At 67.4% G+C, this 22,442-nt stretch carries 21 protein-coding genes and 2 rRNA genes; 3 read left to right on the top strand and 20 right to left on the bottom strand.

What is annotated here, in order from left to right; all coding sequences use genetic code 11:
* Positions 1–76: 76 nt before the first annotated feature.
* Entirely contained in the window at positions 77–964 is an 888-nt protein-coding gene (locus ACFWUR_RS17345) for an alpha/beta fold hydrolase (RefSeq protein WP_378908062.1), read from the bottom strand.
* Positions 965–1,054: 90 nt separating this feature from the next.
* Between ACFWUR_RS17345 and ACFWUR_RS17340 the strand changes: the two genes are divergently transcribed.
* Positions 1,055–1,651, top strand: a complete 597-nt coding sequence (locus ACFWUR_RS17340) for a TetR/AcrR family transcriptional regulator (protein WP_378908060.1) — start codon at positions 1,055–1,057, stop codon at positions 1,649–1,651.
* A gap of 52 nt (positions 1,652–1,703) precedes the next feature.
* Here ACFWUR_RS17340 and der read toward each other — a convergent pair whose 3' ends face one another.
* From der to steA, 11 genes are all read right to left on the bottom strand, one after another.
* Complete coding sequence (gene der / locus ACFWUR_RS17335; protein WP_378908059.1) at positions 1,704–3,119, bottom strand: ribosome biogenesis GTPase Der; 1,416 nt, start codon at positions 3,117–3,119, stop codon at positions 1,704–1,706.
* Positions 3,116–3,820: a (d)CMP kinase gene (cmk, locus tag ACFWUR_RS17330; protein ID WP_378908262.1), complete on the bottom strand. Its 705-nt coding sequence runs from the start codon at positions 3,818–3,820 to the stop codon at positions 3,116–3,118. Before cmk ends, der begins: the two co-directional genes overlap by 4 nt.
* A gap of 38 nt (positions 3,821–3,858) precedes the next feature.
* Positions 3,859–5,331 (bottom strand): pseudouridine synthase, encoded by a 1,473-nt coding sequence (locus ACFWUR_RS17325; protein ID WP_378908057.1) that lies wholly within the window; start codon positions 5,329–5,331, stop codon positions 3,859–3,861.
* Positions 5,332–5,398: 67 nt separating this feature from the next.
* The gene (gene scpB, locus ACFWUR_RS17320) at positions 5,399–6,055 is read right to left on the bottom strand and encodes an SMC-Scp complex subunit ScpB (protein ID WP_378908055.1); all 657 of its coding nucleotides are present in this window, start codon (positions 6,053–6,055) and stop codon (positions 5,399–5,401) included.
* On the bottom strand, positions 6,052–6,915 hold the full coding sequence (locus ACFWUR_RS17315) for a segregation and condensation protein A (RefSeq protein ID WP_378908053.1): 864 nt from the start codon (positions 6,913–6,915) through the stop codon (positions 6,052–6,054). The genes scpB and ACFWUR_RS17315 overlap by 4 nt, the downstream gene beginning before the upstream one ends.
* A 17-nt stretch (positions 6,916–6,932) precedes the next feature.
* Positions 6,933–7,766 (bottom strand): ParA family protein, encoded by an 834-nt coding sequence (locus ACFWUR_RS17310; protein ID WP_378908261.1) that lies wholly within the window; start codon positions 7,764–7,766, stop codon positions 6,933–6,935.
* 250 nt (positions 7,767–8,016) lie between these two features.
* A complete protein-coding gene (xerD, locus tag ACFWUR_RS17305) occupies positions 8,017–8,949 on the bottom strand; it encodes a site-specific tyrosine recombinase XerD (protein ID WP_378908052.1) in 933 nt (310 codons plus the stop codon).
* Positions 8,950–9,021: 72 nt separating this feature from the next.
* Positions 9,022–9,678 carry an NUDIX domain-containing protein gene (locus ACFWUR_RS17300; protein ID WP_378908050.1) on the bottom strand — a complete coding sequence of 219 codons (657 nt, stop codon included), beginning with the start codon at positions 9,676–9,678 and terminating at the stop codon, positions 9,022–9,024.
* Positions 9,679–9,699: 21 nt separating this feature from the next.
* Positions 9,700–11,421, bottom strand: coding sequence for a CTP synthase (locus tag ACFWUR_RS17295; protein ID WP_378908048.1), 1,722 nt, complete (start codon positions 11,419–11,421; stop codon positions 9,700–9,702).
* A 195-nt stretch (positions 11,422–11,616) separates the two neighbouring features.
* A complete protein-coding gene (locus ACFWUR_RS17290; RefSeq protein WP_378908260.1) occupies positions 11,617–12,558 on the bottom strand; it encodes a copper transporter in 942 nt (313 codons plus the stop codon).
* Positions 12,555–13,754 carry a putative cytokinetic ring protein SteA gene (gene steA / locus ACFWUR_RS17285; protein WP_378908046.1) on the bottom strand — a complete coding sequence of 400 codons (1,200 nt, stop codon included), beginning with the start codon at positions 13,752–13,754 and terminating at the stop codon, positions 12,555–12,557. Before steA ends, ACFWUR_RS17290 begins: the two co-directional genes overlap by 4 nt.
* A gap of 241 nt (positions 13,755–13,995) precedes the next feature.
* Here steA and ACFWUR_RS17280 point away from each other — a divergent pair, with 241 nt between their 5' ends.
* Positions 13,996–14,415: an SRPBCC family protein gene (locus ACFWUR_RS17280; RefSeq protein ID WP_378908045.1), complete on the top strand. Its 420-nt coding sequence runs from the start codon at positions 13,996–13,998 to the stop codon at positions 14,413–14,415.
* Between the two features lie 44 nt (positions 14,416–14,459).
* Here ACFWUR_RS17280 and recN read toward each other — a convergent pair whose 3' ends face one another.
* From recN to ACFWUR_RS17250, 6 genes are all read right to left on the bottom strand, one after another.
* A complete protein-coding gene (gene recN, locus ACFWUR_RS17275; protein WP_378908043.1) occupies positions 14,460–16,229 on the bottom strand; it encodes a DNA repair protein RecN in 1,770 nt (589 codons plus the stop codon).
* Positions 16,229–17,158, bottom strand: coding sequence for an NAD kinase (locus ACFWUR_RS17270; RefSeq protein WP_378908041.1), 930 nt, complete (start codon positions 17,156–17,158; stop codon positions 16,229–16,231). Before ACFWUR_RS17270 ends, recN begins: the two co-directional genes overlap by 1 nt.
* Entirely contained in the window at positions 17,155–17,976 is an 822-nt protein-coding gene (locus tag ACFWUR_RS17265) for a TlyA family RNA methyltransferase (protein WP_378908039.1), read from the bottom strand. Before ACFWUR_RS17265 ends, ACFWUR_RS17270 begins: the two co-directional genes overlap by 4 nt.
* A gap of 1 nt (position 17,977) precedes the next feature.
* The gene (locus ACFWUR_RS17260) at positions 17,978–18,262 is read right to left on the bottom strand and encodes a hypothetical protein (protein WP_378908037.1); all 285 of its coding nucleotides are present in this window, start codon (positions 18,260–18,262) and stop codon (positions 17,978–17,980) included.
* Between the two features lie 13 nt (positions 18,263–18,275).
* Positions 18,276–19,169 (bottom strand): HAD-IIA family hydrolase, encoded by an 894-nt coding sequence (locus ACFWUR_RS17255; RefSeq protein WP_378908035.1) that lies wholly within the window; start codon positions 19,167–19,169, stop codon positions 18,276–18,278.
* 236 nt (positions 19,170–19,405) lie between these two features.
* The gene (locus ACFWUR_RS17250; protein WP_378908259.1) at positions 19,406–20,410 is read right to left on the bottom strand and encodes a hypothetical protein; all 1,005 of its coding nucleotides are present in this window, start codon (positions 20,408–20,410) and stop codon (positions 19,406–19,408) included.
* 165 nt (positions 20,411–20,575) lie between these two features.
* Here ACFWUR_RS17250 and ACFWUR_RS17245 point away from each other — a divergent pair, with 165 nt between their 5' ends.
* Positions 20,576–21,991, top strand: a complete 1,416-nt coding sequence (locus ACFWUR_RS17245; protein ID WP_378908033.1) for a hypothetical protein — start codon at positions 20,576–20,578, stop codon at positions 21,989–21,991.
* Between the two features lie 113 nt (positions 21,992–22,104).
* On the opposite strand, the gene rrf is transcribed toward ACFWUR_RS17245, so the two are convergent.
* Positions 22,105–22,221, bottom strand: a 5S ribosomal RNA gene (gene rrf, locus ACFWUR_RS17240).
* A 124-nt stretch (positions 22,222–22,345) separates the two neighbouring features.
* A 23S ribosomal RNA gene (locus ACFWUR_RS17235) occupies positions 22,346–22,442 on the bottom strand; the annotation flags it as partial.

The following is a 22,442-nucleotide window of genomic DNA, read 5'->3' as shown; positions in this document are numbered from 1 at the left end:
CCCGCGGTCGCGTTGTTCGCGGTGATCGCGGGCGCGGCGTGGTAATACCTGGACGGCAAGGGCAAGCGGCGTCGACTTACTCGCCGTGGCGGGCGTCTGTCGGCTCGTAGCGGCTGGTGAAGCCGAGAATGCGGGCAGTCACCGGCTTCGGGATCTCGTGGAAGAGTCCGTGCCCGGCCCCGCGGAAGATCTCGACTTCACAGGTGGGCACGTTGTCGCGCAGGCGTTGTTCGGCCAGTTGCGAGTCGACCACCAACGACTCCGACCCGAGTAGTACCAGCGTCGGCGTGATGATGGTGGCCAGGCGCTCGTCGGTGAACATCTTCGGGTAGCCGATCGAGGGGGCATACCCCAGCGCTGCCTTCACCCCGTCGAACTCCGCGTCGGTCAAGGTGACGCCGGGGTTGAGCCGTGCGTTCATCGCACGCAGGTTCTTGTCGGTGGGCCGGGCACCGACCCGGATCATCGTCCACAGCAGGCTCCACTTGATCTTCGTCAGCGTGCCGCCCGGCTCGAGCACGGTCAGGCTCGCCAGCCGGCGCTGCTGAGTCGTGGCGATCACCATCGCCTGCCACCCGCCCTGCGAGTAGCCGACCAGGTGGACCCGCTCGACGCCGAGCCCGTCGAGAACCTCGCCGAACCAGGTACCGAAACCCTTCTCGTCGATCGGTGCGGTCTGCACGCTCAGACCGGGCACGCCGATCATCTCGGGCATCAACACGACGCGGTCGCGCGCGAAATCCTCGATGACGTGATTCCAGGCCAGGCTGTTGGCGCCGAGTGAGTGCATGAGCACAATCGGGATGCCTTCTCCCACACCGGATTTGCGGACACGAGTCGACCCGAAGGAGGTGGATACCTCGAGCAGTGTCGACGGCACCGTCCACTGTTTCTCCAGTTCCCGGTAGGTCCGCAGATACTCCTCGCGCGCCTTGTCGTTCTTGAATCGCCCGATCTTGGCCATGTCCACCCCTGTAGCTCGTTGGTGATATCAACATACCACAACGGTGGTATGGGCGTACCATGAAAACTCGCCCGAACAGAAGGAGACGCGATGCCGCGGTTGGCCGATCACGAAGAACGACGCAGGTCGATCACCGATGCGGTGCGCCGGGTCATCGTCCGGGGCGGACTCGAAGGCGCGACGTTCCAATCCGTCGCCGCCGAAGCCGGGGTGTCGGTGCGGTCGGTGCAGTACTACTTCGGCACCAAAAGGGAGTTTCTGCTCGCTACGCACCGCGCGGTCGTCGTGGATTCCGGCGCCCGGGTCGCCGCCGGGTTCGCGAGTCTGGGACCTGAGCCCGGCCCGCGCGACATCGTCCGCACGATCCTGCTCTCGATACTGCCCCTCGATGAAGCGAGTCGGCAGAATGCGGTCGTTCTCGGCATCTTTCACGCGGCGACGCTCACCGGGCCCGATGTCGAGTCCGCCGACACCTCGGGAGCGCCTGACTACATCGTCGATGCGGTCGCGACGCAGCTGCGGCGACTGCGCGGTCCCGATGCCGATGACAAGTCGATCGTCGCCGATGCGGAAGTGATCCTGCTCGCGATCGGCGGACTGGCACAGGGCATGCTCACCAACGACGACTACGCTTCGCGCGCAACACAATTGGTCGATCATCTGCTCGACCGCGTGCTCGACGCCTGAAATACGAAAAGCCCCGGCAGTATTCGCCGAGGCCTTCCGTGAATCGCTCGAATTACTTCTTGCGTTCCTTCTTCTCACGCACACGCACCGAGATGCGCACCGGCGAACCGTCGAAACCGAACTCCTCGCGCAGGCGGCGCTCCAGGAAGCGGCGGTAGCCTGCCTCGAGGAACCCGGTGGTGAACAGCACGAACGTCGGCGGGCGGGTGCTCGCCTGGGTGGCGAACATGACGCGAGGCTGACGACCGCCGCGCATCGGCGGCGGAATGGCCGCGATGACTTCCTTGAGCCAGGTGTTCAGGCGACCGGTGGAGATCCGCTTGTCCCAGGACTCGAGCGCGGTTTCCATCTGCGGCACCAGCTTGGCCACGGCGCGGCCGGTGTGGGCGGAGATGTTGACGCGCTGCGCCCACGGCACCCGAACGAGATCGCGATCGATCTCGCGTTCGAGCATGTAGCGGCGGTCCTCGTCGACGAGGTCCCACTTGTTGAACGCCAGCACCAGCGCACGACCGGAGTCGGCGACCAGGCTGATCACGCGCAGATCCTGCTCGGTGATCGGCACCGAGGCGTCGATCAGCATGATCGCCACCTCGGAAGCCTCCAGCGCCGACTTCGTCCGCAGCGACGCGTAGAACTCGGTGCCGGTGGCATTGGAGACCTTGCGGCGCAGTCCGGCGGTGTCGACGAACTTCCACACCTTGCCGCCCAGCTCGACCAGCGAGTCGACCGGGTCGACGGTGGTGCCCGCGACATCGTGGACCACCGACCGCTCGTCGCCGGCCAGCTTGTTGAGCAGGCTGGACTTACCGACGTTGGGCTTGCCGACCAGTGCCACGCGACGCGGCCCTGCCACGGCGGTCCCTTCGCGGGGAGTCTCGGGCAGCGCGCTGAGCACGTCGTCGAGCAGGTCGCCGGTGCCACGGCCGTGCGCGGCCGAGACCATGCGCGGCTCGCCGAGACCGAGTGACCACAGGGTGGCTGCCTCGAGTTCGACCTTCTGGTCGTCGACCTTGTTGGCCACCAGGATCACCGGGATCTTGGAGCGGCGCAGCTTGCGCACCGCGGCCTCGTCGGTGGTGGTCGCCCCGACGGTGGCGTCGACAACGAGCAGGATCGCGTCGGCGGTCTCCATCGCCACCTCGGCCTGCCGAGCGACATGCGCCTGCAGACCCTTGGCATCGGGTTCCCAACCGCCGGTGTCCTGCACCATGAAGCGGCGTCCGGCCCAGTTGGCCTCGTACGAAATGCGGTCACGGGTTACACCGGGCACGTCTTCGACCACCGCTTCGCGGCGGCCAAGAATGCGGTTGACCAGGGTGGACTTGCCCACATTGGGGCGTCCGACCACGGCCAGCGTCGGCATGGCGACGTGCTGCTCGCCTTCGCCGTCACCATCGATGTCGAGGACATCCCATTCGGACTCGTCGGTCCAGGTTCCGTCGCCTACGAGAATCTCTTCGATCATCGCGGACCTCCTGTCGTGGCCGAAAGCTGCTGAGCCACCACGCGATACAGCTCCTCGATGGTCTGCGCCATCGTCAGGTCGCTGGTGTCGACGAGCACCGCGTCGGCGGCGGGGCGCAAGGGCGACACTGTGCGGGTGGAGTCGAGGGTGTCGCGGCGCTGCACGTCGGCCAGCACGGCCGCGTAATCGTCGCCGCGGCCCTCGCGGATGTTCTGTGCGTTACGCCGCTCGGCGCGAGCCTCGGCGGAGGCGGTGAGGTAGATCTTGGCGTCGGCGCCGGTGAGCACGACAGTGCCGATATCGCGGCCTTCGACCACGATGCGCCCGGCCATCGCCGCGATCTCCTGCTGCAAGGCAACGAGCTGCTCGCGCACCGGTCCCACTGCCGAGACCGCCGAGACGGCCTTGGTGACGGCGTCGCCGCGGATCTCGCTCGACACGTCTTCGCCGTCGAGCTCGATCACCTCGTGGCTGGGGTCGGTGCCGATCGAAAGCGGCAGCGCTGCCACAGTTTCGGCAATCGCGGCCGAATCCGTCAGGTCGACACCAGCACGCAGCACGCACAGGGTCGCGACCCGGTACATGGCACCGGTGTCGAGGTAACGGGCGCCGAGACGCGTCGCCAGACGACGCGACACGCTGGACTTACCGGTGCCGGAGGGGCCGTCCATCGCGACGACGAGCGTCGCGTCACCGGTCATCCGGTCACCCGCGAATTCCAGGGGAAAGTCCACACTGTTCACAGCTGCACCGCCTCGTAGAGTTTGCCGACCTCGTCACGGCCGAGCACCCGCAGCGTGCCGGGACGCTGATCACCGAGCGCCACCGGGCCGAGGTGGGTGCGCACCAGCCGGATCACCGGGTGGCCGACCTCGTCGAGCAGCCTACGCACGATGTGCTTGCGGCCCTCGTGCAACACGAGCTTGACCAGCGACCGGCCCTGGAAGGACTCGAGCACCGTGAACTTGTCGACCTTGGCGGGCCCGTCCTCGAGCTCGACACCTTCGCGCAGGCGCTTACCGACCAGGCGGTAGTTCACCTCGCCGTCGACGGTGGCCAGGTAGGTCTTGGGGACTTCGAACGAGGGGTGCATCAGTCGATGAGCCATCTCGCCGTCATTGGTGACCAGCAGCAGACCCTCGGTGTCGGCATCCAGCCGGCCGACGTGGAACAGGCGCTGACCAGCGGCGATCCGTTCGGCGATGATATCGCCGACGCAGGGGCGCCCCAGATCGTCGGACATGGTGCACTGCCAGCCCTTGGGCTTGTTCATCATCAGGTGCACCAGTTCGTCGCGCACCACGACACGGGTGCCGTCGACGCGCACGACCGCGTTCTCGGCGTCGATGCGCAGACCCTGCTCACGCACGATCTTGCCGTCGACCTCGACGCGACCGGCGGCGATCATCTCCTCGGCGGCGCGGCGCGAAGCCACACCGGCCTTGGCGAGGACCTTCTGCAGGCGTTCGCCTTCGCCCCACGGGAGCTTCTTGGGGCCCTCGGTGACGTCGGAGTGCTGGTGACGTGCGGGCTTGGCGTTGTTCAGGATCGTCGGAGCGACGACCTTCTTCTGCGGCTTCGCGGTCTTCTTGCGAGCGGCGAAGGCTTGGGTGCCTGCCGAAGCGCCGCTGCGCTGACCAGCCGTGCCTCCACGCTGTACGTCACCACGCGGGTAGCCGCCACCGCTGGAAGCACCGGTGCCGCGACGGTCATCACGCTGACCTGCACCGGCCGGGGCGGCGCGACGATCGTCACGCGCATACCCACCGGCGGACGGGCCACGGCGGTCGCCACCGGACGGGGCGCCGCGACGGTCATCACGCTGGTATCCACCGGCGGACGCGCCGCGACCGGCCGGAGCACCACGCCGATCATCACGCTGGTATCCACCGGGCGAACTGCCACGACGGTCACCACTGGTGGAAGCACCGCGACGGTCATCACGCTGGTACCCACCACCGGTGGACCCACGACGACCGCCGGATTCGGCGTCACGCTGGAAGCTGCCCGCGGACCGGGCTGCTGTCTGATTGCCACGCTGGAAGCCACCCGCGCCGGTGCCGCGGCGGGCCGGAGCCGCTCCGCGGGAGCCACCCTGCCCGGTGCGCGCACTGTCGCCACGGTTGTCCGTGGTTCGATTCGCGCCACTTCGGGGCTGGTCGCTGCGACTTCTTCGATCCGGTGTGCCATCTCGGCGAGCGGAATTATTCATCTGTCCTGTCAATCGTCAGTGCCGGGATCCCTGTCGGACTCGGCGGGATTGTTCAGCCTGGTGACTGTCAATCGTCGGTGCCGAGATCCATATCGGACTCGGCGGGTTTCTTCAGCCTGGTGAACCGGGGATCGGTTTCCAGGCTCTCGCTGATCTCGTCGATCAGATCGACGCCGGGAAGCAGCGGCGCCAGCAGTGGCAGGTCGCCGAGAGAGGCGAGCCCGATCCGTTCGAGGAACAACTCGGTGGTGCGGTACAGCGTGCCGTTGGTTTCGGGGTCCTGACCCGCTTCCGCGATCAAGCCTCTGGCCAGCAGCGTGCGCATCACTCCGTCGACGTTCACCCCTCGGACCGCGCTGACCCGCATGCGGGTCACCGGCTGGCGGTAGGCGACTACCGCCAAGGTTTCCAAGGCGGCCCGGGTCAGTTTTGTCCGGGCCCCGTCGAGCAGTACCCGCTCGACATAGGGCGCGTACTCCTGTCGAGTATAGAAGCGCCATCCGTCACCGACGAAACGCAGGTCGATTCCGCTGCCCCGGGCGGTCAGTTCGGCCGACATCGCGCGCAGCACGGTGTCGACACGTTCACTGGTGTCGTCCAGGGCCGCTGCCAGCTGTTCTGTGGGTGCCGGGGCGTCGACGACCAGCAGCATCGCCTCGAGGGCGGACCGCAATTCGAGGTCGTCGAGTGGCTCGGAGGTGAATTCCGCCACTGTCTCGGTCATCCGTAGTCCTCCTCGAAAGTCAACGCGGCCGCTTCGGCATCGGGATCCAGCTCGCCGAGCCAGCTGACCGCCAACGGCCCGAGCGGATCAGGTTGGTCGAAGGCGATGGTCTTACCGCGATACAGCTCGAGCAACGCCAGGAACCGGGCCACGATTTCCACCGGCACTGTGCAGTCGACCACCAATTCGGCGAAGGTCGTCCAGCCGCCCGGCCCGCGTTGCTTCAACAGGGCGAGCACCAGCTCGGCCTGCTCGGCGACGGAGATGGTGTGCATGTGCAGATGCCCGAGCCCGACCTCGGCGATCGGACGTGGCCGGAAAGCCGCGGCGGCGATCTCGGCGAACGCGGCGATGTCCACCCCGAGAGTGACCTCGGGCAGCAACCCTTCGAACTGTTCCTCGAGCGCCACCGAGCGCGGATACCGGCGCAGTGCCGCGGCTTCCAACTCGGCGAGCAGCTCGGCCACCTGCTTGAACGCGCGGTACTGCAGCAGTCGCGCGAACAGCAGGTCGCGAGCGTCGAGGAGTTCGAGATCGTCGGCGTCGGTCATCTCGCCCGAGGGCAGCAGCCGAGCCGCCTTCAGGTCGAGCAGGGTGGCGGCGACGACGAGGAATTCGGTGGTCTGATCGAGAATCTTGTCCGCGCGCAGCTTGGTGTTCTCGGCCAGCTCGGCGGTCAATGCCTTGGTGTAGGCGATGAATTCGTCGGTGACCTGATGGAGCGCGATTTCGGTGACATCGAGTTTGCGCGAGCTGATCAACGTCAGCAACAGATCGAACGGCCCCTCGAAATTGGTGAGCCGCAGATGAAAACCGGGTTTCTCCGCGGCCGGCACCGCGTCTTCGGGTACTGCTTGCACCGCAGGTGTAGCTCCGATCACCGGCCAGACCGGTGGATGACTTCACGTGCCATCGCTCGATACGACTCGGCGCCGCCCGATTTCGGCGACCAAGTGGTGATCGGCTCCCCGGCCACGCTGGCGTCGGGAAAGCGCACCGTGCGCGAGATGGCGGTGTCGTAGACCAGATCGCCGAACACCTCGACCACGCGCGACATCACCTGACGCGAATGCAGCAGGCGCGCATCGAACATCGTGACCACGATGCCGTAGAGACTCAGCCGCGGGTTGAGACGGTCGCGCACCTTCTCGACGGTGTCGTTGAGCAGGGCGAGGCCGCGCAGCGAGAAGTACTCGCATTCCATCGGAATGATCACGCCGTCCGAGCAGGCCAGCGCGTTGACCGTGAGCAGGCCGAGCGACGGCTGGCAGTCGATGAGGATGTAGTCGTAGCGATCGCGCACACCGTGCAGGGCTCGCCCCAGCGACTGTTCACGGCCGACCTCGTTGACCAGCTGGATCTCGGCAGCGGAGAGGTCGATGTTGCTGGGCAACAGGTCCATGCCGTCGACCTTGGTGGTCTGCAGCACGTCGTCGACCTTGGCCTTGCCGCCGATCAGCAGGTCGTGCACGGTGAGGTCGAGATCGTGGTGGGCGACACCGAGCCCGGCCGAGAGCGCACCCTGTGGATCGAGATCGACAAGCAGCACCCGGCGACCGTATTCGGCCAGTGCCGCACCGAGGTTGATGGTCGAGGTGGTCTTTCCGACCCCGCCCTTCTGATTGCACATCGCGACGACGAGCGCGTCGCCATGGCGCTGGAGCTGCGGTGGATCGGGCACCAGTCGCAGCGGGCGCCCTGTCGGGCCCATCTCGACGGCCTCGGCGACCTGTTCCGGTCCACCGTCCCACGGTGTTTCCGCTGTCGTCACGATCCGCTGCTCCTTATACGTTTTCCTTGCCGGTAACCCCTGTCGAGGGTAGCGAGGCCGATCCGGGACCGGCTCGCTTTCGTACGGTCCAACTCTGGGTAGACGCTACCGCTCGGACCGGTGAGGTACAGCATGGCAACGCCGGGCGTGTTCGTACGATACCTGCTCAGCGGGTATGGGTGGTGCCCGATCACGTGGCACGCGGATGGGCTGTGGCCCACACTTCGCGCAGGGTGCTCACCGTGACGAGGGTGTAGATCTGGGTGGTGGTCACCGAGGCATGGCCGAGCAGTTCCTGGACCACCCGCACGTCGGCGCCACCGTCGAGCAGATGGGTGGCGAAGGAGTGCCGCAGGGTGTGCGGTGAGACCGTCGCCCCGATTCCGGCGCGTTCGGCGGCGGTCTGCAGTACCTGCCAGGCGCTCTGCCGTGACAGTCTGCCGCCGCGAGCGTTGAGGAACAGCGCTCCGCCGCAACCTTTCCCGCTCGCGGCGAGGGCTGGACGACCGCGCACCAGATAGGCGTCGACAGCGGCGAGCGCCGGGCGGCCGATCGGGACGAGTCGCTGTTTACCACCTTTGCCGCGCAGCACCACACAGCGTTGTTCGGCGTCGATGTCGTCGACGTCGAGCCCGACCATTTCCGAGATTCGCGCGCCCGTGGAGTAGAGCAGTTCCAGCAGTGCCCGGTCACGCAGGCCGCGCGGTCCCCCTTCGGAACCCTCCGGATCGCCGCCGGCTGACTCGAGAAGGCGCAGAACCTGGTCGTAGGGCAGCGCTTTGGGCAACCGGCGACCCGGCGCGGGCGGTTTCACCGCATGTGCCACATCGGTGTCGGTGATGCCTTCGGCGGCGGCGAACCGATGCAGCCCGCGCACCGCGATCAACGCCCTCGCCACCGAACCGGCCGCCAGCGCTGGGTGATCGATGCCGCCGGACCGCAATGCCATGGTGAATTCGGCGACGTCACCCTGCGCCACCGCGCGCAAGCTCTCGACGCCGCGACCGGTGAGGAAACTCCGGTAGCGGCCCAGATCGCGTCGGTAGGCACCGAGAGTGTTGCGCGCGGCACCGCGCTCGACCGCGAGATGGTCGAGATAGGCGTCGATCTCCCGCTCTAGCACGCCCCCGCCCGGTCTAGTCCCCGCCGACCGGTGCGGCGAGGTCGACTGTCGAAGCACGGGCCACTGCGACGGTCACGCGTGGTCACCGCGAGTCGGCGCCTCGGCGGCTTTGCGCCGCAGGAACTTCGTCGGTTGACCGGGCCACGGTGCGTCGGCGGCGCGCATCGGCGCCCCGCTCGCCCGCGCCGCGGCGTAGGCGAGCACGCCGGCGACCGCGGTCGCGTTCACGATCTCCCCGGCCAGGGCGGCTCGCACCGCCTCGTCGAGAGGCATCCGCACCAGCTCCAGATCCGCTTCCTCGTGCTCGGGATCAGGCCGGTCGGTGACGCTGAGACCGGTCGCGAAGAACACACGCAGCGCCTCGTCGGTGAAACCCGGCGACAACGCCACGTCCACCAGCACCGACCACCGCGCGGCGGCGAGGCCCGTCTCCTCGGCCAGCTCACGCTCGGCCGCGGCGAGCGGGTCCTCACCTTCGATATCGAGCAGCCCGGCGGGCAGTTCCAGCAGCCGGGTGCCGATCGGATGCCGATACTGACGGATCAGCACGACATTGTCGTCGTCGTCGATGGCGAGCACCGCGACGGCCCCGTGATGCTCGATCACCTCGCGCTCGGCGACCCGCCCGTCCGGCATCCTGACCTGATCCTGGCGCAGGGCCAGGATCGCGCCGCTGTAGAGCACCCGGCTCGACACCGTCTCGAAGTCGTGACTACCGGGCTCGCTCATGCGTTCCTATCGCCGTTGTTCCTAGACTTCCGCGGCCTGCTCCGCGAGCTCTTCCTCCGGAAAGTCTACGGGAAGGCGTTCGGCCAGTTTGTATTTCAACGCGGCGTTGATCAGCGCCGCGAAGAGCGGATGCGGTCGGGTCGGACGGCTCTTGAGCTCCGGATGCGCCTGGGTGGCGACCAGGAACGGATGCACCGAAGCCGGGTACTCGACGAACTCCACCAGGTGCCCGTCGGGTGAGGTGCCGGAGAAGACCAGCCCGCTCTCGGCGATGGCGTCGCGGTAGGAGTTGTTCACCTCGAACCGGTGCCGGTGCCGCTCGGACACGTTCTCGGTGCCGTACGCCTGCGCGACGACCGAACCCTTCTTCAAAGTCGCGGGGTAGGCGCCCAGACGCATGGTGCCGCCCAGATCGGCTGCACCGGCGACGACGTCTTCCTGATCGGCCATGGTCGAGATCACCGGGTTCTTGGTGTCGGGCTCGAACTCCGCGGAGTTCGCGTCCTCGATACCGACCGAACGCGCCGCCTCGATGACCACACACTGCAGGCCCAGGCACAGGCCCAGCAGCGGGATACCGCGGTGGCGGGCGTAACCGATCGCACCGAGCTTGCCCTCGATGCCGCGAATGCCGAACCCGCCGGGGATCAGCACGGCGTCGACATCACGCAGCGCCGCCTGCGCACCGGCTTCGGTCTCGCACTCGTCCGACGGCACCCAGCGGATGTTCACCTTGGCGCGATGCGCGAAACCACCCGCACGCAGCGCCTCGGTCACCGACAGGTAGGCATCGGGCAGATCGACGTACTTGCCGACCAGCGCCACCTCGACGGTCTCGCGCGGGGAATGCACGCGATCGAGCAGATCGCCCCACACCTTCCAGTCCACGTCGCGGAACGGCAGTCCGAGCTTGCGCACCACGTAGGCATCGAGGCCCTCGCTGTGCAGCACCTTCGGGATGTCGTAGATCGACGGCGCGTCCGGCGTGGAGATGCACGCTTCCACGTCGACGTCGCACATCAGCGCGATCTTGTTCTTGAGACCCTGGGGCACCTCACGGTCGCACCGCAGGATCAACGCGTCGGGCTGGATACCGATATTGCGCAGCGCGGCCACCGAATGCTGCGTCGGCTTGGTCTTGAGCTCGCCCGAGGGCGCCAGGTACGGCACCAGTGACACATGCAGGAAGAACACATTGTCGCGACCCACATCGTGCCGGATCTGGCGAGCCGCCTCGAGGAACGGCTGCGACTCGATGTCCCCGACGGTGCCACCGATCTCGGTGATCACCACATCCGGCACATGCCCCTCGAGATCGGGACCCTGCATCGCCAGGATGCGATTCTTGATCTCGTCGGTGATATGCGGGATGACCTGCACCGTATCGCCCAGATACTCGCCACGGCGTTCCTTGGCGATCACGGTCGAATAGATCTGACCGGTGGTCACGTTCGCGTCCATCGTGAGATCGCGATCGAGGAAACGCTCGTAATGACCCACGTCCAGATCGGTCTCGGCACCGTCTTCGGTGACGAACACCTCGCCGTGCTGGAACGGGTTCATAGTGCCCGGATCGACATTGAGATACGGGTCGAGCTTCTGCATCGTCACCCGCATGCCGCGCGCGGTCAGCAACTGACCGAGGCTGGAGGCGGTGAGACCCTTACCCAATGAGGAGGCGACGCCACCGCTCACGAAGATGTGCTTGGTGGCACTTTTAGCCTGATTCCGTTGATGACCCACGGACCACCACCTTACCGCCTCCCCGAATATTCAAGCGTCACTGAGGTGCGTGAACAGTCGCGTCGGCCGCCGGCGGTAGGTCGGTGGCGGGGTTTTCCGGTGCCGGGCGAGTTACCCGTGTTCTTGCGTGATCAGTTGTTACGTCGGTACGCGCGTCGCGGGAGCTCGCCTTGGCGAGAGTGGTGAGGTTCTCAATCAACGGGGCATCGCTACGAGGGTCAGCGACGTTGCCGCCGGGCCCGTACCGTAGCGGCCTGCGCCGCCGGTCAGTTGTTCTGTGAGGGCGAGTGTTGTTGTTACTCGGCCTATTTCGCGGTCGATGTTGTCGACCGTGGTCACCGTGGTCGCGAGGGGGGCCTGGGCTCGGACGTTGGCTATTGCGGCGCTGTTCTCGGCGGCGCCGGGGCGGCCCGCGAGGACTGTGCCTGCGGCTCTTGCTCGCAAGGCGGCGGTGAAGCGGGCGATAGTCGCGCCCTGGCCGGTGTCGGGTTCGACACCGTTGCCGGTAATGACCACGGCAAGTTGCGCGGGTCTCGTCGGCGGGTCGGTGAAGGTGAGGAAGTCGCCGCCGCGGAGGGTCTCGAGGATGAGGGACAGTTCCTGGGGGGTGCTGCGGGGATTGTTGGTTGCCGGGTCTTGGAGTAGTGCCAGGCCGAGCAGGTCGCCTGCGAGGCTGCCCTGGTCTACGGCGCCGGTGTTCAACTGGGCGCCCGCGGGCACGATGTTGGTCAAGGTGGAGCGCATGCGATCGCCCTCCCCCGCGTCGACGAAGGACTCGGTGAGGGCGACGCGGCCCGTCACCGTGGCGCCCGCTGTCTGCAGGGACTTGCTCACGCCGTCGATATCAGTGGGATCGGCGTCGGGAGTGGTGAGCACGACAACGGTGCGGTCGGCCAGGGTGCCGTTCAGGATGCGGGCCGCCGAGCCCGCGATGAACTGGTCGGCGGCGTCGAGGCGGGCGCTGAGTTGGGCGTTCTGGGCGGCCAGCTCGTCCACCTGGGTGTTCAGGTCCGTCTTGTCCAACCGCAGTCCCGAGATCATGTCGCCCGCGAGAGTGTGCGAACCGAGCACCACCCCAACCGCCAGCGCGAGGAAGATCGCCGCGATCGAGATGGCGTGTTGACGCAGCGAGATCACAGCAGACCACGCACCCACAGGACGAAGCTGTTCCAGTACTCGATCGCCCAGTCCAGGACCTCGGAACCGTTGTGCGAGGCCAGGATCACCACCACGATCGCCACCAACGCGGCCAGCACCACCAGCGCCACCGCGGCACCCGTGGACCGATGCCGGTACAGCGTCGACACCGCATTCGCGTCGACCAGCTTCGCACCGACCTTCAATCGGGTCAGGAAGGTGGCCGGATTGCTGTCGCGGCGGCCACGGTCGAAGAAGTCCTCGAGCGACGCGGGGGCGCCCGCCAACACGATCAAGGACGCGCCGTGATGGTCGGCCAGCATCAACGCGAGATCGGTCGGCGAACCCGAGGACGGGAACGTGGTGGCACCGATCCCCAGATCCTGAATGCGCTCGAGCCCCTTGGCGTGCCCGTCGGTGTCGGCGGGCAGGATCATCTCGGCACCGGATTTCAGTGTCTCGGTGCTGATCTCGTCAGGATCTCCGACGATCAGGTCGGGGGTGTACTTGAGCTTGCGCAAGGTGTCGGCGCCGCTGCCGACACCGATCAGAATCGGCGCGTACTCCTTGATGAACGGCTTGAGCCGCTGCAATTCCGCGAGATGGCCCGAGCCGTCGGCGATCACGACCACGTGCCGGTCCCGCATCTCCAGCTCGATATCGGGCACGCCGACACCGTCGATCAGCAACGCGCTCTCGGTGCGCACGAATTCGGTGGTGTTGCCCGCGAACGCGTCGAGGTGATCGGCGAGTCCGTTGCGCGCCTCGATCATCCGGTCGGCGATGGTCGACTCGTCGAACTCGATGCCCTCGACCAGGACCTCGGGTTCTTTCTTGGTCAATCTGTCGGCGTAGACGATGCCACCGTCGATGCGGATCTTGGCGCCGTCCTTGATCTTGCCGAACGCGTCGGAGGACACCGTGTCCATCAGCACGATCCCGTTGGCCACCAGCACTTCTGGCCCCAGGTTGGGATACCGGCCCGAAATCGACGGGGAGGTGTTGATCACCGCGAGCACCCCCGCCTCGACCAATCGGTCGGCGGTGTGGCGGTCCAGGTCGGTCTGATCGAGGACCACCACGTCCCCGGGACCGACCCGCCGCAGTAATCGTGCGGTGTCGCGATCCACCCGGGCGATCCCGGCGACACCGGGCAGCGTTTCCGTGTTCCGCGATAACAACGCCGGCATCCTCATGTGGCCGATGATGAAGCCAAACCCTCAACCTTTGGTGGAGGCGCGCCGAATCATCCGTCACATTCGTCACTGTGATCTATCTCCGCCACCTCGACCGAGACCATGCCGCCCCCAATCGCCGATTCCGGTGTTACCGGCTCGATCGTGCGCTCCGCATTCAGCTACGGCAGCCAGGTAGGAACAAAGCCGCCAACTACCCGTATGCTGCGGGTCACAGACATCTCGGACAGGAGACACATTCATGCCACGCAGCACCGTCGAGACGGTTTTCGACGCACCTCGCGACATCGTCTACCGCCTCTTCACCGAGCGTGAGAGCGTCAGCCCGCACCTGCCGATCCAGGTCAAGCTCATCAAGGCGGGCGACCCGGCCACCGGCGTCGGCGCCCAGCACCTGCTCGGCTTCGGCAAGGTCGGCATCACCGAGGAGATCACCGAGCTGGTTCCCGGCGAGCGGATGGAATACAAGATCGTCAAGGGCGCGCCGGTCAAGCGCCACGTCGGCGCCATCACCTTCGCCGACACCGCCGACGGCGGCACCCGCGTGGTGTACACGATGGACTCCGAGCCGTCGCTGCCCCTGCCCGCGCCCGTGCTCGAGTTCGGCCTGCGTCAGCTGACCAACCAGCTCCTCGGTGGCGTGCGCAAAGCCCTGCGCTGATCGAAGCCGACGTCGCCTGCCGCCAAGGCAGGCGACGTCGTTTTTCAGGCAGGCAGCCGCTCGGCCCTGGCGGTCTCGAGAAGTTCCTCCGCGTGCGCGCGGCCGGTCTCGGTGTCGTCGAGGCCCGCCAGCATGCGGGCCAGCTCCACCACCCGCTCGTCGTCGGTCAGCGTGCGAACCCCGCTGTCCACCTTGCCTTTTCCGTCGTCGGACTTGTTCACCACCAGGTGGGTGTCGGCGAAGGCCGCCACCTGGGGCAGGTGGGTCACGACGATGACCTGATGGGTGCGCGCCAAGCGCGCCAGGCGCTTGCCGATCTCCACCGCGGCCCGACCACCCACCCCGGCGTCGACCTCGTCGAACACCATGGTCGCGCCGTGATCGGAACCGGCGAGGACCACTTCCAGCGCCAGCATCACCCGCGAGAGCTCACCGCCGGAGGCGCTCTTGCTCAAAGGCAGCGATTGCGCTCCGGAGTGCGCCGAGAGCCGGAATTCGACTTCGTCACACCCGTTCGAGCCGGCGTGCAGCTGCACCCCGTCGATCTCCAACGGCGCCGAGTCCTGCGCGCCGGCAAGCAGCGGTCGGACCTGAACTTCCAAGCGCGCCTTGCCCATCGCCAGACCGCCGAGCTCGGTACTCACCGCGCTCGCCAGCTTGCCCGCCGACTTGGCGCGCGCGGCACCGAGTTTGCGAGCCGCCTCCCGCACCTTGCCCGCGGCGGTCTCCACCTCGTCGGCGAGTTTTGCCAGCGCGTCCTCGGACACGTCGAGTGAGTCCAGGCGTGAGCGCGACTCGTCGGCCCACGCGATCACCCCGTCGATATCGGGCGCGTACTTGCGGGTCAGCGATTTGAGTTCGGCCTGGCGGTTGAGCATCGTGTCCAGCGCGCTGGGATCGGACGGCAGTTCCGACAGATAGCTGCTGAGTTCGGTGGCCGCGTCGACGACCACCGCGATCGCCTCGCCCAGCCGCGGAGCCAGCCCGGCCAACGCCGGGTCGTCGGCGGATTCCAGGCGGGCACGGGCAACCCCGAGTAGATCGAGGACACCACCACCGTCGGCCGGCGCGTCGCTCGGACCCGAGAGCGACTCGTGCGCGGCGACCGCCGCCTCACGCAGCGAATCGAGGTCGCTGAGCCTGCGGATCTCGGCGACCAGGCGGGTGTCCTCACCGGGTTCGGGGGCGATGCCGTCGATTTCGGTGAGCGAATACTTGAGCCGGTCGGCCTCGAGCGCGAGCTCCCTGCTGCGCGCGGTGCGTTCGAGCAGTTCGGTGCGCGCGTCCAGCCAGGACCGGCGATGCACCTGGTACTTGCGCAGGAGTCCGGCCACGCTGTCGCCGGCGAACTGGTCGAGTGCCGAGAGCTGCTGTTCGGGCCGCTGCAGCCGCAACTGGTCGTTCTGGCCGTGCACCGTCAGCAGCCGAGAGGTGAACTCGCCGAGCACCGCGGCGGGCACCCCACGTCCGCCCAGGTGCGCGCGCGAACGTCCGTCGCTGTTGACGGTGCGGACCGCGATCACGCTGCCGTCCTCGTCGGCCTCGGCACCCGCCGATTCCAGCACCTCCCCGACTGCCGCGCGCGCCGCCTCGTTCACGTCGTCGACTACGAAACGGCCCTCCACCACCGCTTTCGCCGCGCCGAGGCGAACCCGTCCCGCGTCGGCACGCGCACCGCTGAGCAGGTGCAAGCTGGTGACAACCATGGTCTTACCCGCACCGGTCTCACCGGTGAGCACGGTCAGACCCGCGTGGAACTGTGCGGTGGCCGTGGAGATGACACCGAGTCCGTCAATCCTGATCTCTGTCAGCATCAGTGCTCTTCCGTTCGCTGTCTGCCCCGCCAGCCGGTGACCGGCAGCTGGAACTTGCGCACCATCCGGTCGGCGAAGGGGGCCGAATCGAGCCGCACCCAGCGCACCGGCTGTTCGCCGCGCACCACTTCGGCGCGGCCGCCGTGCGGCAACGCGAGGGTGCGCCTGCCGTCGAGGAACACGATCGCGTCGTGCCCGGTCGCCACGGTTTCCACCGCGATCCGCGATTCCGGACTGGTCACCAGTGGTCGCGCGAACAACGCGTGCGCGTTGCTCGGGATCACCAGCATCGCCTCGACTTCCGGCCAAACCACCGGTCCGCCCGCCGAGAACGCGTAAGCGGTCGACCCCGTGGGAGTCGAGATGAGAATGCCGTCGCAGCCGAAGGACGAGACCGGCCGCCCGTCCACTTCGAGCACCACTTCCAGCACGCCCATCCGCTGCGCGTTCTCGAGGCTGGCCTCGTTGAGCGCCCAACCACGTTCGACGATCGTGTCGTCGACGCGCACGGTGACATCGATGGTCATCCGGTTTTCCACCTGGTAGTCGCGATCGACCACCTGCGACAATGCCTCGTCGAGATTCTCGGCCTCGGCTTCGGTGAGAAAACCGATGCGGCCCAGGTTGATTCCGAGTACCGGGACGCCGGTGGGCCGACCGAGTTCGGCCGCGCGCAGGAAAGTGCCGTCGCCGCCGAGGGCGAGCACCATCTCACAGCCCTGCGCCGCGGACGGACTGTGCGGCACCACCCGCACCGGATATCCGGCTTCGTCTTCGAACCGGGTGCTGTCGGCCTCGTCGGCCAGCACCCGCAAGCAGATGCCCGCTTCGGCGAAGATCTTCGCCACCCGGTGCGCGGTCTCGATGATCTCCGCACGGCCGGGATGGGCCACGAGCAGGATTTCCCTGCCGTCGGCATGCGTACTCACTGCGGGCCCTCCTCGACAGCGTGCGCGACCAGCGCCCGCACCTGTTCGGCGTCGTAGTCGAACGGACCGACCTTGCGCAGCCACAGGAAGTACTCGACATTGCCCGACGGACCGGGCAGCGGGCTCGCGACAACGCCCTGGGTGCGCAGTCCCAGCGCAGCGGCGGCGTTCGCCACCTCGCAGACGACTTCGGTCCGCAGTTCCGGGTCTCGCACCACCCCACCCGAGCCGACCCGGTCCTTGCCGACCTCGAACTGTGGTTTCACCATCGGCAACAGATCCGCACCGTCGGCAGCGCACGCCACCAGGGCGGGCAGGACGAGCGCCAGCGAGATGAAGGACAAGTCGCCCACAACGACTTCGACTGTGCCACTGATGGATTCGGGCGTGATGTTGCGCACGTTGGTGCGATCGAACACCGTGACCCGATCGTCGTTCTGCAGTCGCCAGATCAACTGACCGTAACCGACATCGACGGCGACCACCTCGCTCGCGCCCTTGTTCAGCAGCACATCGGTGAACCCGCCGGTCGACGCCCCCGCGTCCAGACATCGCTTACCCGAGATATCGAGACCCTCCGGTTCGAACGCCTCGAGCGCGCCGAGCAGTTTGTGCGCGCCACGCGAGGCCCACGACACCTCGTCGGGTTCTTCCCGCACGATCAGCGGGGTTCCCGTCTCCACCGCCGTCGCGGGTTTCACGGCGACGGTTCCGGCAATCAGGACGCGGCCCGCGCCGATCAGCTCGACCGCGTGTTCTCGCGATCGCGCCAATCCGCGACGAACCAGTTCGGCGTCCACACGCGCTCGCCTGGCCACCTCAGATCTTGTCCACTGTCGCCAGCGCGTCCACCAGCACGTCGTGCGCTTGCTCGAGAATGCGCGCACGCCGGGTGATGTCGGCACCGGTCTCGGTGTTCTCCGCCGGACTCACGGCGGGACGCGGACCGAGTTCGGCCAGCAGCGCGTCGACCTCGGTCTTGATCCGGTGGGGATCGGCCGGTTCCTGATGCGCCGCGGCGCCGGGCAGGTGAGCCCCCGGCACGGGAATCCCGGGCCGGAGTGGCTGTGACGCGCCGTTCGGCGGTGAACTCGCAGTACTCATCGTGGCGTCAACGCTATCGGATTTCCGAATCGGCTGCGCGCACCCGTACCGCCCGGCCGGGATGCTGTCGCAACAGTTCGGCGATGTCCGCCGGTGCGGCGGGCTCGGCGACGACAGCGTCGTTGAGCGCGTCGAGGGTGGCGGCGATGTAGGTAGGGATCCGGGCCGCGGGCGCACCGAGCACTTCCTCGAGGGTGCTGACTCCGGTGAGCACCAGCAGCGAGTCGAGGCCAAGGCCGTTGGCGCCCTCGATATCGGTGTCGAGGCGGTCGCCGACGACCAGGGATCGGCGGGTGCCCGCGCGCTCGATCGCGTCTTCCATCAGCGGCGCGAAGGGCTTGCCCGCCACGAGGGGCTCACGGTCGGAGGCGGTGGCCAGGGCGGCGACCATCGAGCCGTTGCCGGGGGCGAGACCACGCTCGTTGGGCAGGGTGCGGTCGGCGTTGGCGGCGACCCACAGCGCGCCGGCGCGCAGGGCGTAGGCGGCTTCGGCCAGATCGGGCCACGCGGTCGTCGGCGAGTGGCCTTGCACAACCGCGGCGGGCGGGGTGTCGCCGAATCGGCGGATCGGGTCGAGACCGACGGCTTTCACCTCGGCGGCCAGATCGTCGGTGCCGACGACGAGCACCCTGTCGCCGGGACTCAGCCGTTCGGACAGCATGCGGGCGGCGGCCTGCGCACTGGTCACCACGTCGTGGGCCGTGGCCGGGTAGCCGAGCTCGACCAGATGGTGCGCCACGGCGCCGGGTCCGCGTGCCGCGTTGTTCGTGACGTACACCAGTCGTTGTGCCGAATCACCGTCCGATGCAAGCGCTTCGGGCGCGCCCTCGATGACCTCGGGACCGCGGTACAGCGTTCCGTCCAGGTCGAGCAGCAAAGCGTCGTATTGATCGCGCAGCCGGTTCATTCACCCTCACTCCGTCGTCACTGCCGGGTCGAGCACACCTGCGACCCTAGGCGAGGCCACCGACAGCTCCGTCCTCCTCGGCTGTCGAACAGCACTCGCACCCTTCATGATCGAGCATGTGGCAAGCATTCGTACACGGTGTGCCGGTTCCGGATCCGGCCTCCAGTGTTCGACACGCGAAAGGCCGCAGGCCAGAAACCCGTCAGAGTTCCCGGCCTACGGCCTTTGTGCTGTTCTTACTGCGCGTCGCCGGTGAGTTCGGTTGCCCGGTCCTCGGCGTCGGTTTCGTCGTCGAGATCAGCGGCGGCGGCGTTGAGGAACCACTGCAGACCGTCATCGGTCCGGCCTGCCGCCACCAGCGCGTCGGCGTAGGCGTAGAACAGGCGTGCGGCGGCGGAACCGGTGCGAGACGGATCCAGATCGGAAGCCTGTAGCGTCACCACGGCCTGGTCGAACTGACCCAGATCCATCCTGGCGCCGGCGACCACCATGCGCAGTTCGGCCGCTTCGTCGCCGGTGAGCGTCTGTGCTTCCTCGCTGCGTCCGAGCTCGATGGCCCGTTCCGGCCTGCCGAGACCGCGTTCGCAGTCCGCCATCACCGCGAGCAACCCGGCACCACCCGACATGCGTCGGGCGGTTCGCAGCTCCGACAGCGCCTCGGCCCACTCCTCGGCGTGGTAGGCCACCACACCGGCGGTCTCACGCACCACTGCGATCCGGCCCGCACGCTGTCGCGCGGCCCGAGCGTGTGCCAGTGCCAGACGCGGGTCGTCTTCGAGCAGCTCGACGGCCATCACCATGTGCCGGGCCACCGAATCGGCGTTGTTCTTGTCCAGGCTCAGCAGATCGCGGCGCACGGCCGGATCCAGGTCGGAGGCCTGCACGTCCTCGGGCAGATCAGGTTCTTCGGGACGAGCCGCCCGACGGTCGTCCGGTCGCCCACCCGTCGTCCGAGCACCTTCACCGCCACGACGACGATCATCGCCGCCGAAGTCACCCGACCGTGCCGCGCCGGACTCCGACCCGCTCCGCGAGCGGTCGTCACGGACCGAACGAGCACCGCGATCCGCGAATCCACGTCGCTCGCCACGATCGGCGTCGCCACGAGGGCGCTCCGAGTCGCTGACGCGGTCGTCACGATCGGCCCCACGCGAGCGGTCATCGCGATCGGACCCACTACGGGCACGATCGACACCACGCGGGCTTTCGTCGCGGTCCGATTCACTGCGGTCACGGTCCATGCCACGCGGGCTTTCGTCGCGGCTCGATTCGCTGCGGTCACGATCCACGCTACGCGGGCTTTCGTCGTTATCGCCGCTGGTCGCGATTCGCGGCTGCTCATCGAGGTTCGAGTCGTCCCGGACGAGATCGTCGCGATCTGCGCCACGGGAGCGGTCGTCCTCGATGTGATCCGCGCCGCCATCGGTGGTCGCGTCTTCTGGGGTCGTGTCGACGACGTCGGCTACCCGAGCCTCACTCGGCTCCGGGCGCTCGGGCGCCGAGTCCTCGGACTGCTCAGCGGACGCTGCCGACGTGTCGCTCGCTCCCGCGGAGGCGGTGATATCCGATGCACCGGCCGAGGTCGTGCTGTCGTCGGGTTCGACGATCGACTCGTCGATCTCGGAAGCAGCCGCTGCCGAAACAACACCGAGCACATCGCTTTCGCGCTCGGCACGCTTCTCGCGGTAAGTCCCGTTGAGCGGCTTTCCGTCTTCACCGACGAAACGCCCCTGGCCGCCACCGGCGCCGGCGCCACGCTTGAAACCACCGCGACCACGGTCGTCGTCCCGGCGGGGACCGCGATCGTTGTCGTCGCGCCGCTGATAGCCAGCCTTGCCGCTGTCGTCTCGACGCGGGTAACCGCCCTTGTCATCGCGCTTCTGGTAGCCGCCACGATCCGAGCTGCCACCACGGTCGCTTCCACGATCAGAACCACCGCGCGAGCGATCGTCGCCCTCACCGCGACGGAACCCGCCGCCCGAACCACCGCGAGGACGGTCGTCGTTTCCACGGTATCCACCACGGTCGCCGCCGCGGTCGAAACCGCCGGACGGACGATCACTGCCGCCTTCACGCTTGAATCCACCGCGATCGCCGGAGCCGCTACGACCGACGTCGTCGCGGCGCTGATAACCGCCGCGGTCGCCACTGTCGCTGCGCTTGAAACCGCCACGGTCGTTGTCGTCGCGCTTCTGGTAACCGCCACGGTCGTTGTCGTCACGCTTCTGGTAGCCCCCGCGACCGGCGTCATCGCGCTTCGGGTAGCCACCCTTGGAGCTGTCATCGCGGCGCTGGTAACCACCACGATCCGAAGAACCGCCACGATCAGAACCGCCGCGCGGGCGGTCGTCATTGTTGCCGCGGTAGCCACCGCGATCGCCGGAACCGCCACGACCGGCGTCGTCGCGGCGCTGATAACCGCCGCGGTCGCCACTGTCGCTGCGCTGGAAACCACCACGGTCGGCACCGCGATCGTCACGGTTGTATCCGCCACGCTGGCCCTCGGGACGACCGCCGCCACGGTTGTCGTCGTTACGACGGAAGCCACCCCGATCGGAACTGCCACGATCAGAACCACCACGGTCTGCGTTGCCGCCGCGACCGGCGTCGTCTCGACGGAATCCGCCGCCTTCGCCACGGCCCGAGCCGCGATTGTCACCGTGTCCGCCGCGGGGGCGATCGGTCGGTTCGCCTCGCCGGCCGAAACCGGGGGCGTCTCCGTCCCGGCGGAAAGGCTTCCGTCCGTCGTTGTGTTCCGACACGGCGATCCCTCTCTAGGTTCCCCGGCCTCCGGGGAGTGTTGTCAATGGCCCCGCCACTAAGAATTCAACCACGGACGAAGGACGGGGCATCGTCCGCCTGGCGTACCGGCCTCGTATCGAGTCCACAAACGCCGATAGGGGACCCAAATAAGGGTCCCCTATCGCGAAGGATGTTCCGGCAGTGTCCTACTCTCCCACACCCTGTCGAGTGCAGTACCATCGGCGCAGGTGGCCTTAGCTTCCGGGTTCGGAATGGGACCGGGCGTTTCCCCACCGCTATAACTACCGTAACTCTATGAAACTAGACAGCGCGACATCTCCAGAACCCCCACCCCAAAAAAGGGAAAGAGTTCTTTCATGTCTGCTGCAGTGTCTGTTGTTTCAGAAACCGCACAGTGGACGCGTAACACCTTCATTAGTAAGCCCTCGGCCTATTAGTACCAGTCACCTACACCAGTTACCTGGCTTCCAATTCTGGCCTATCAACCCCATGGTCTGTAGGGGGCCTTAA

The sequence above is a fragment of the Nocardia sp. NPDC058633 genome (assembly GCF_042717045.1).
GTDB lineage: Bacteria > Actinomycetota > Actinomycetes > Mycobacteriales > Mycobacteriaceae > Nocardia.
Note: the sequence above shows the minus strand (reverse complement) of the source record. Positions and strands in the feature narration are given on the sequence as shown.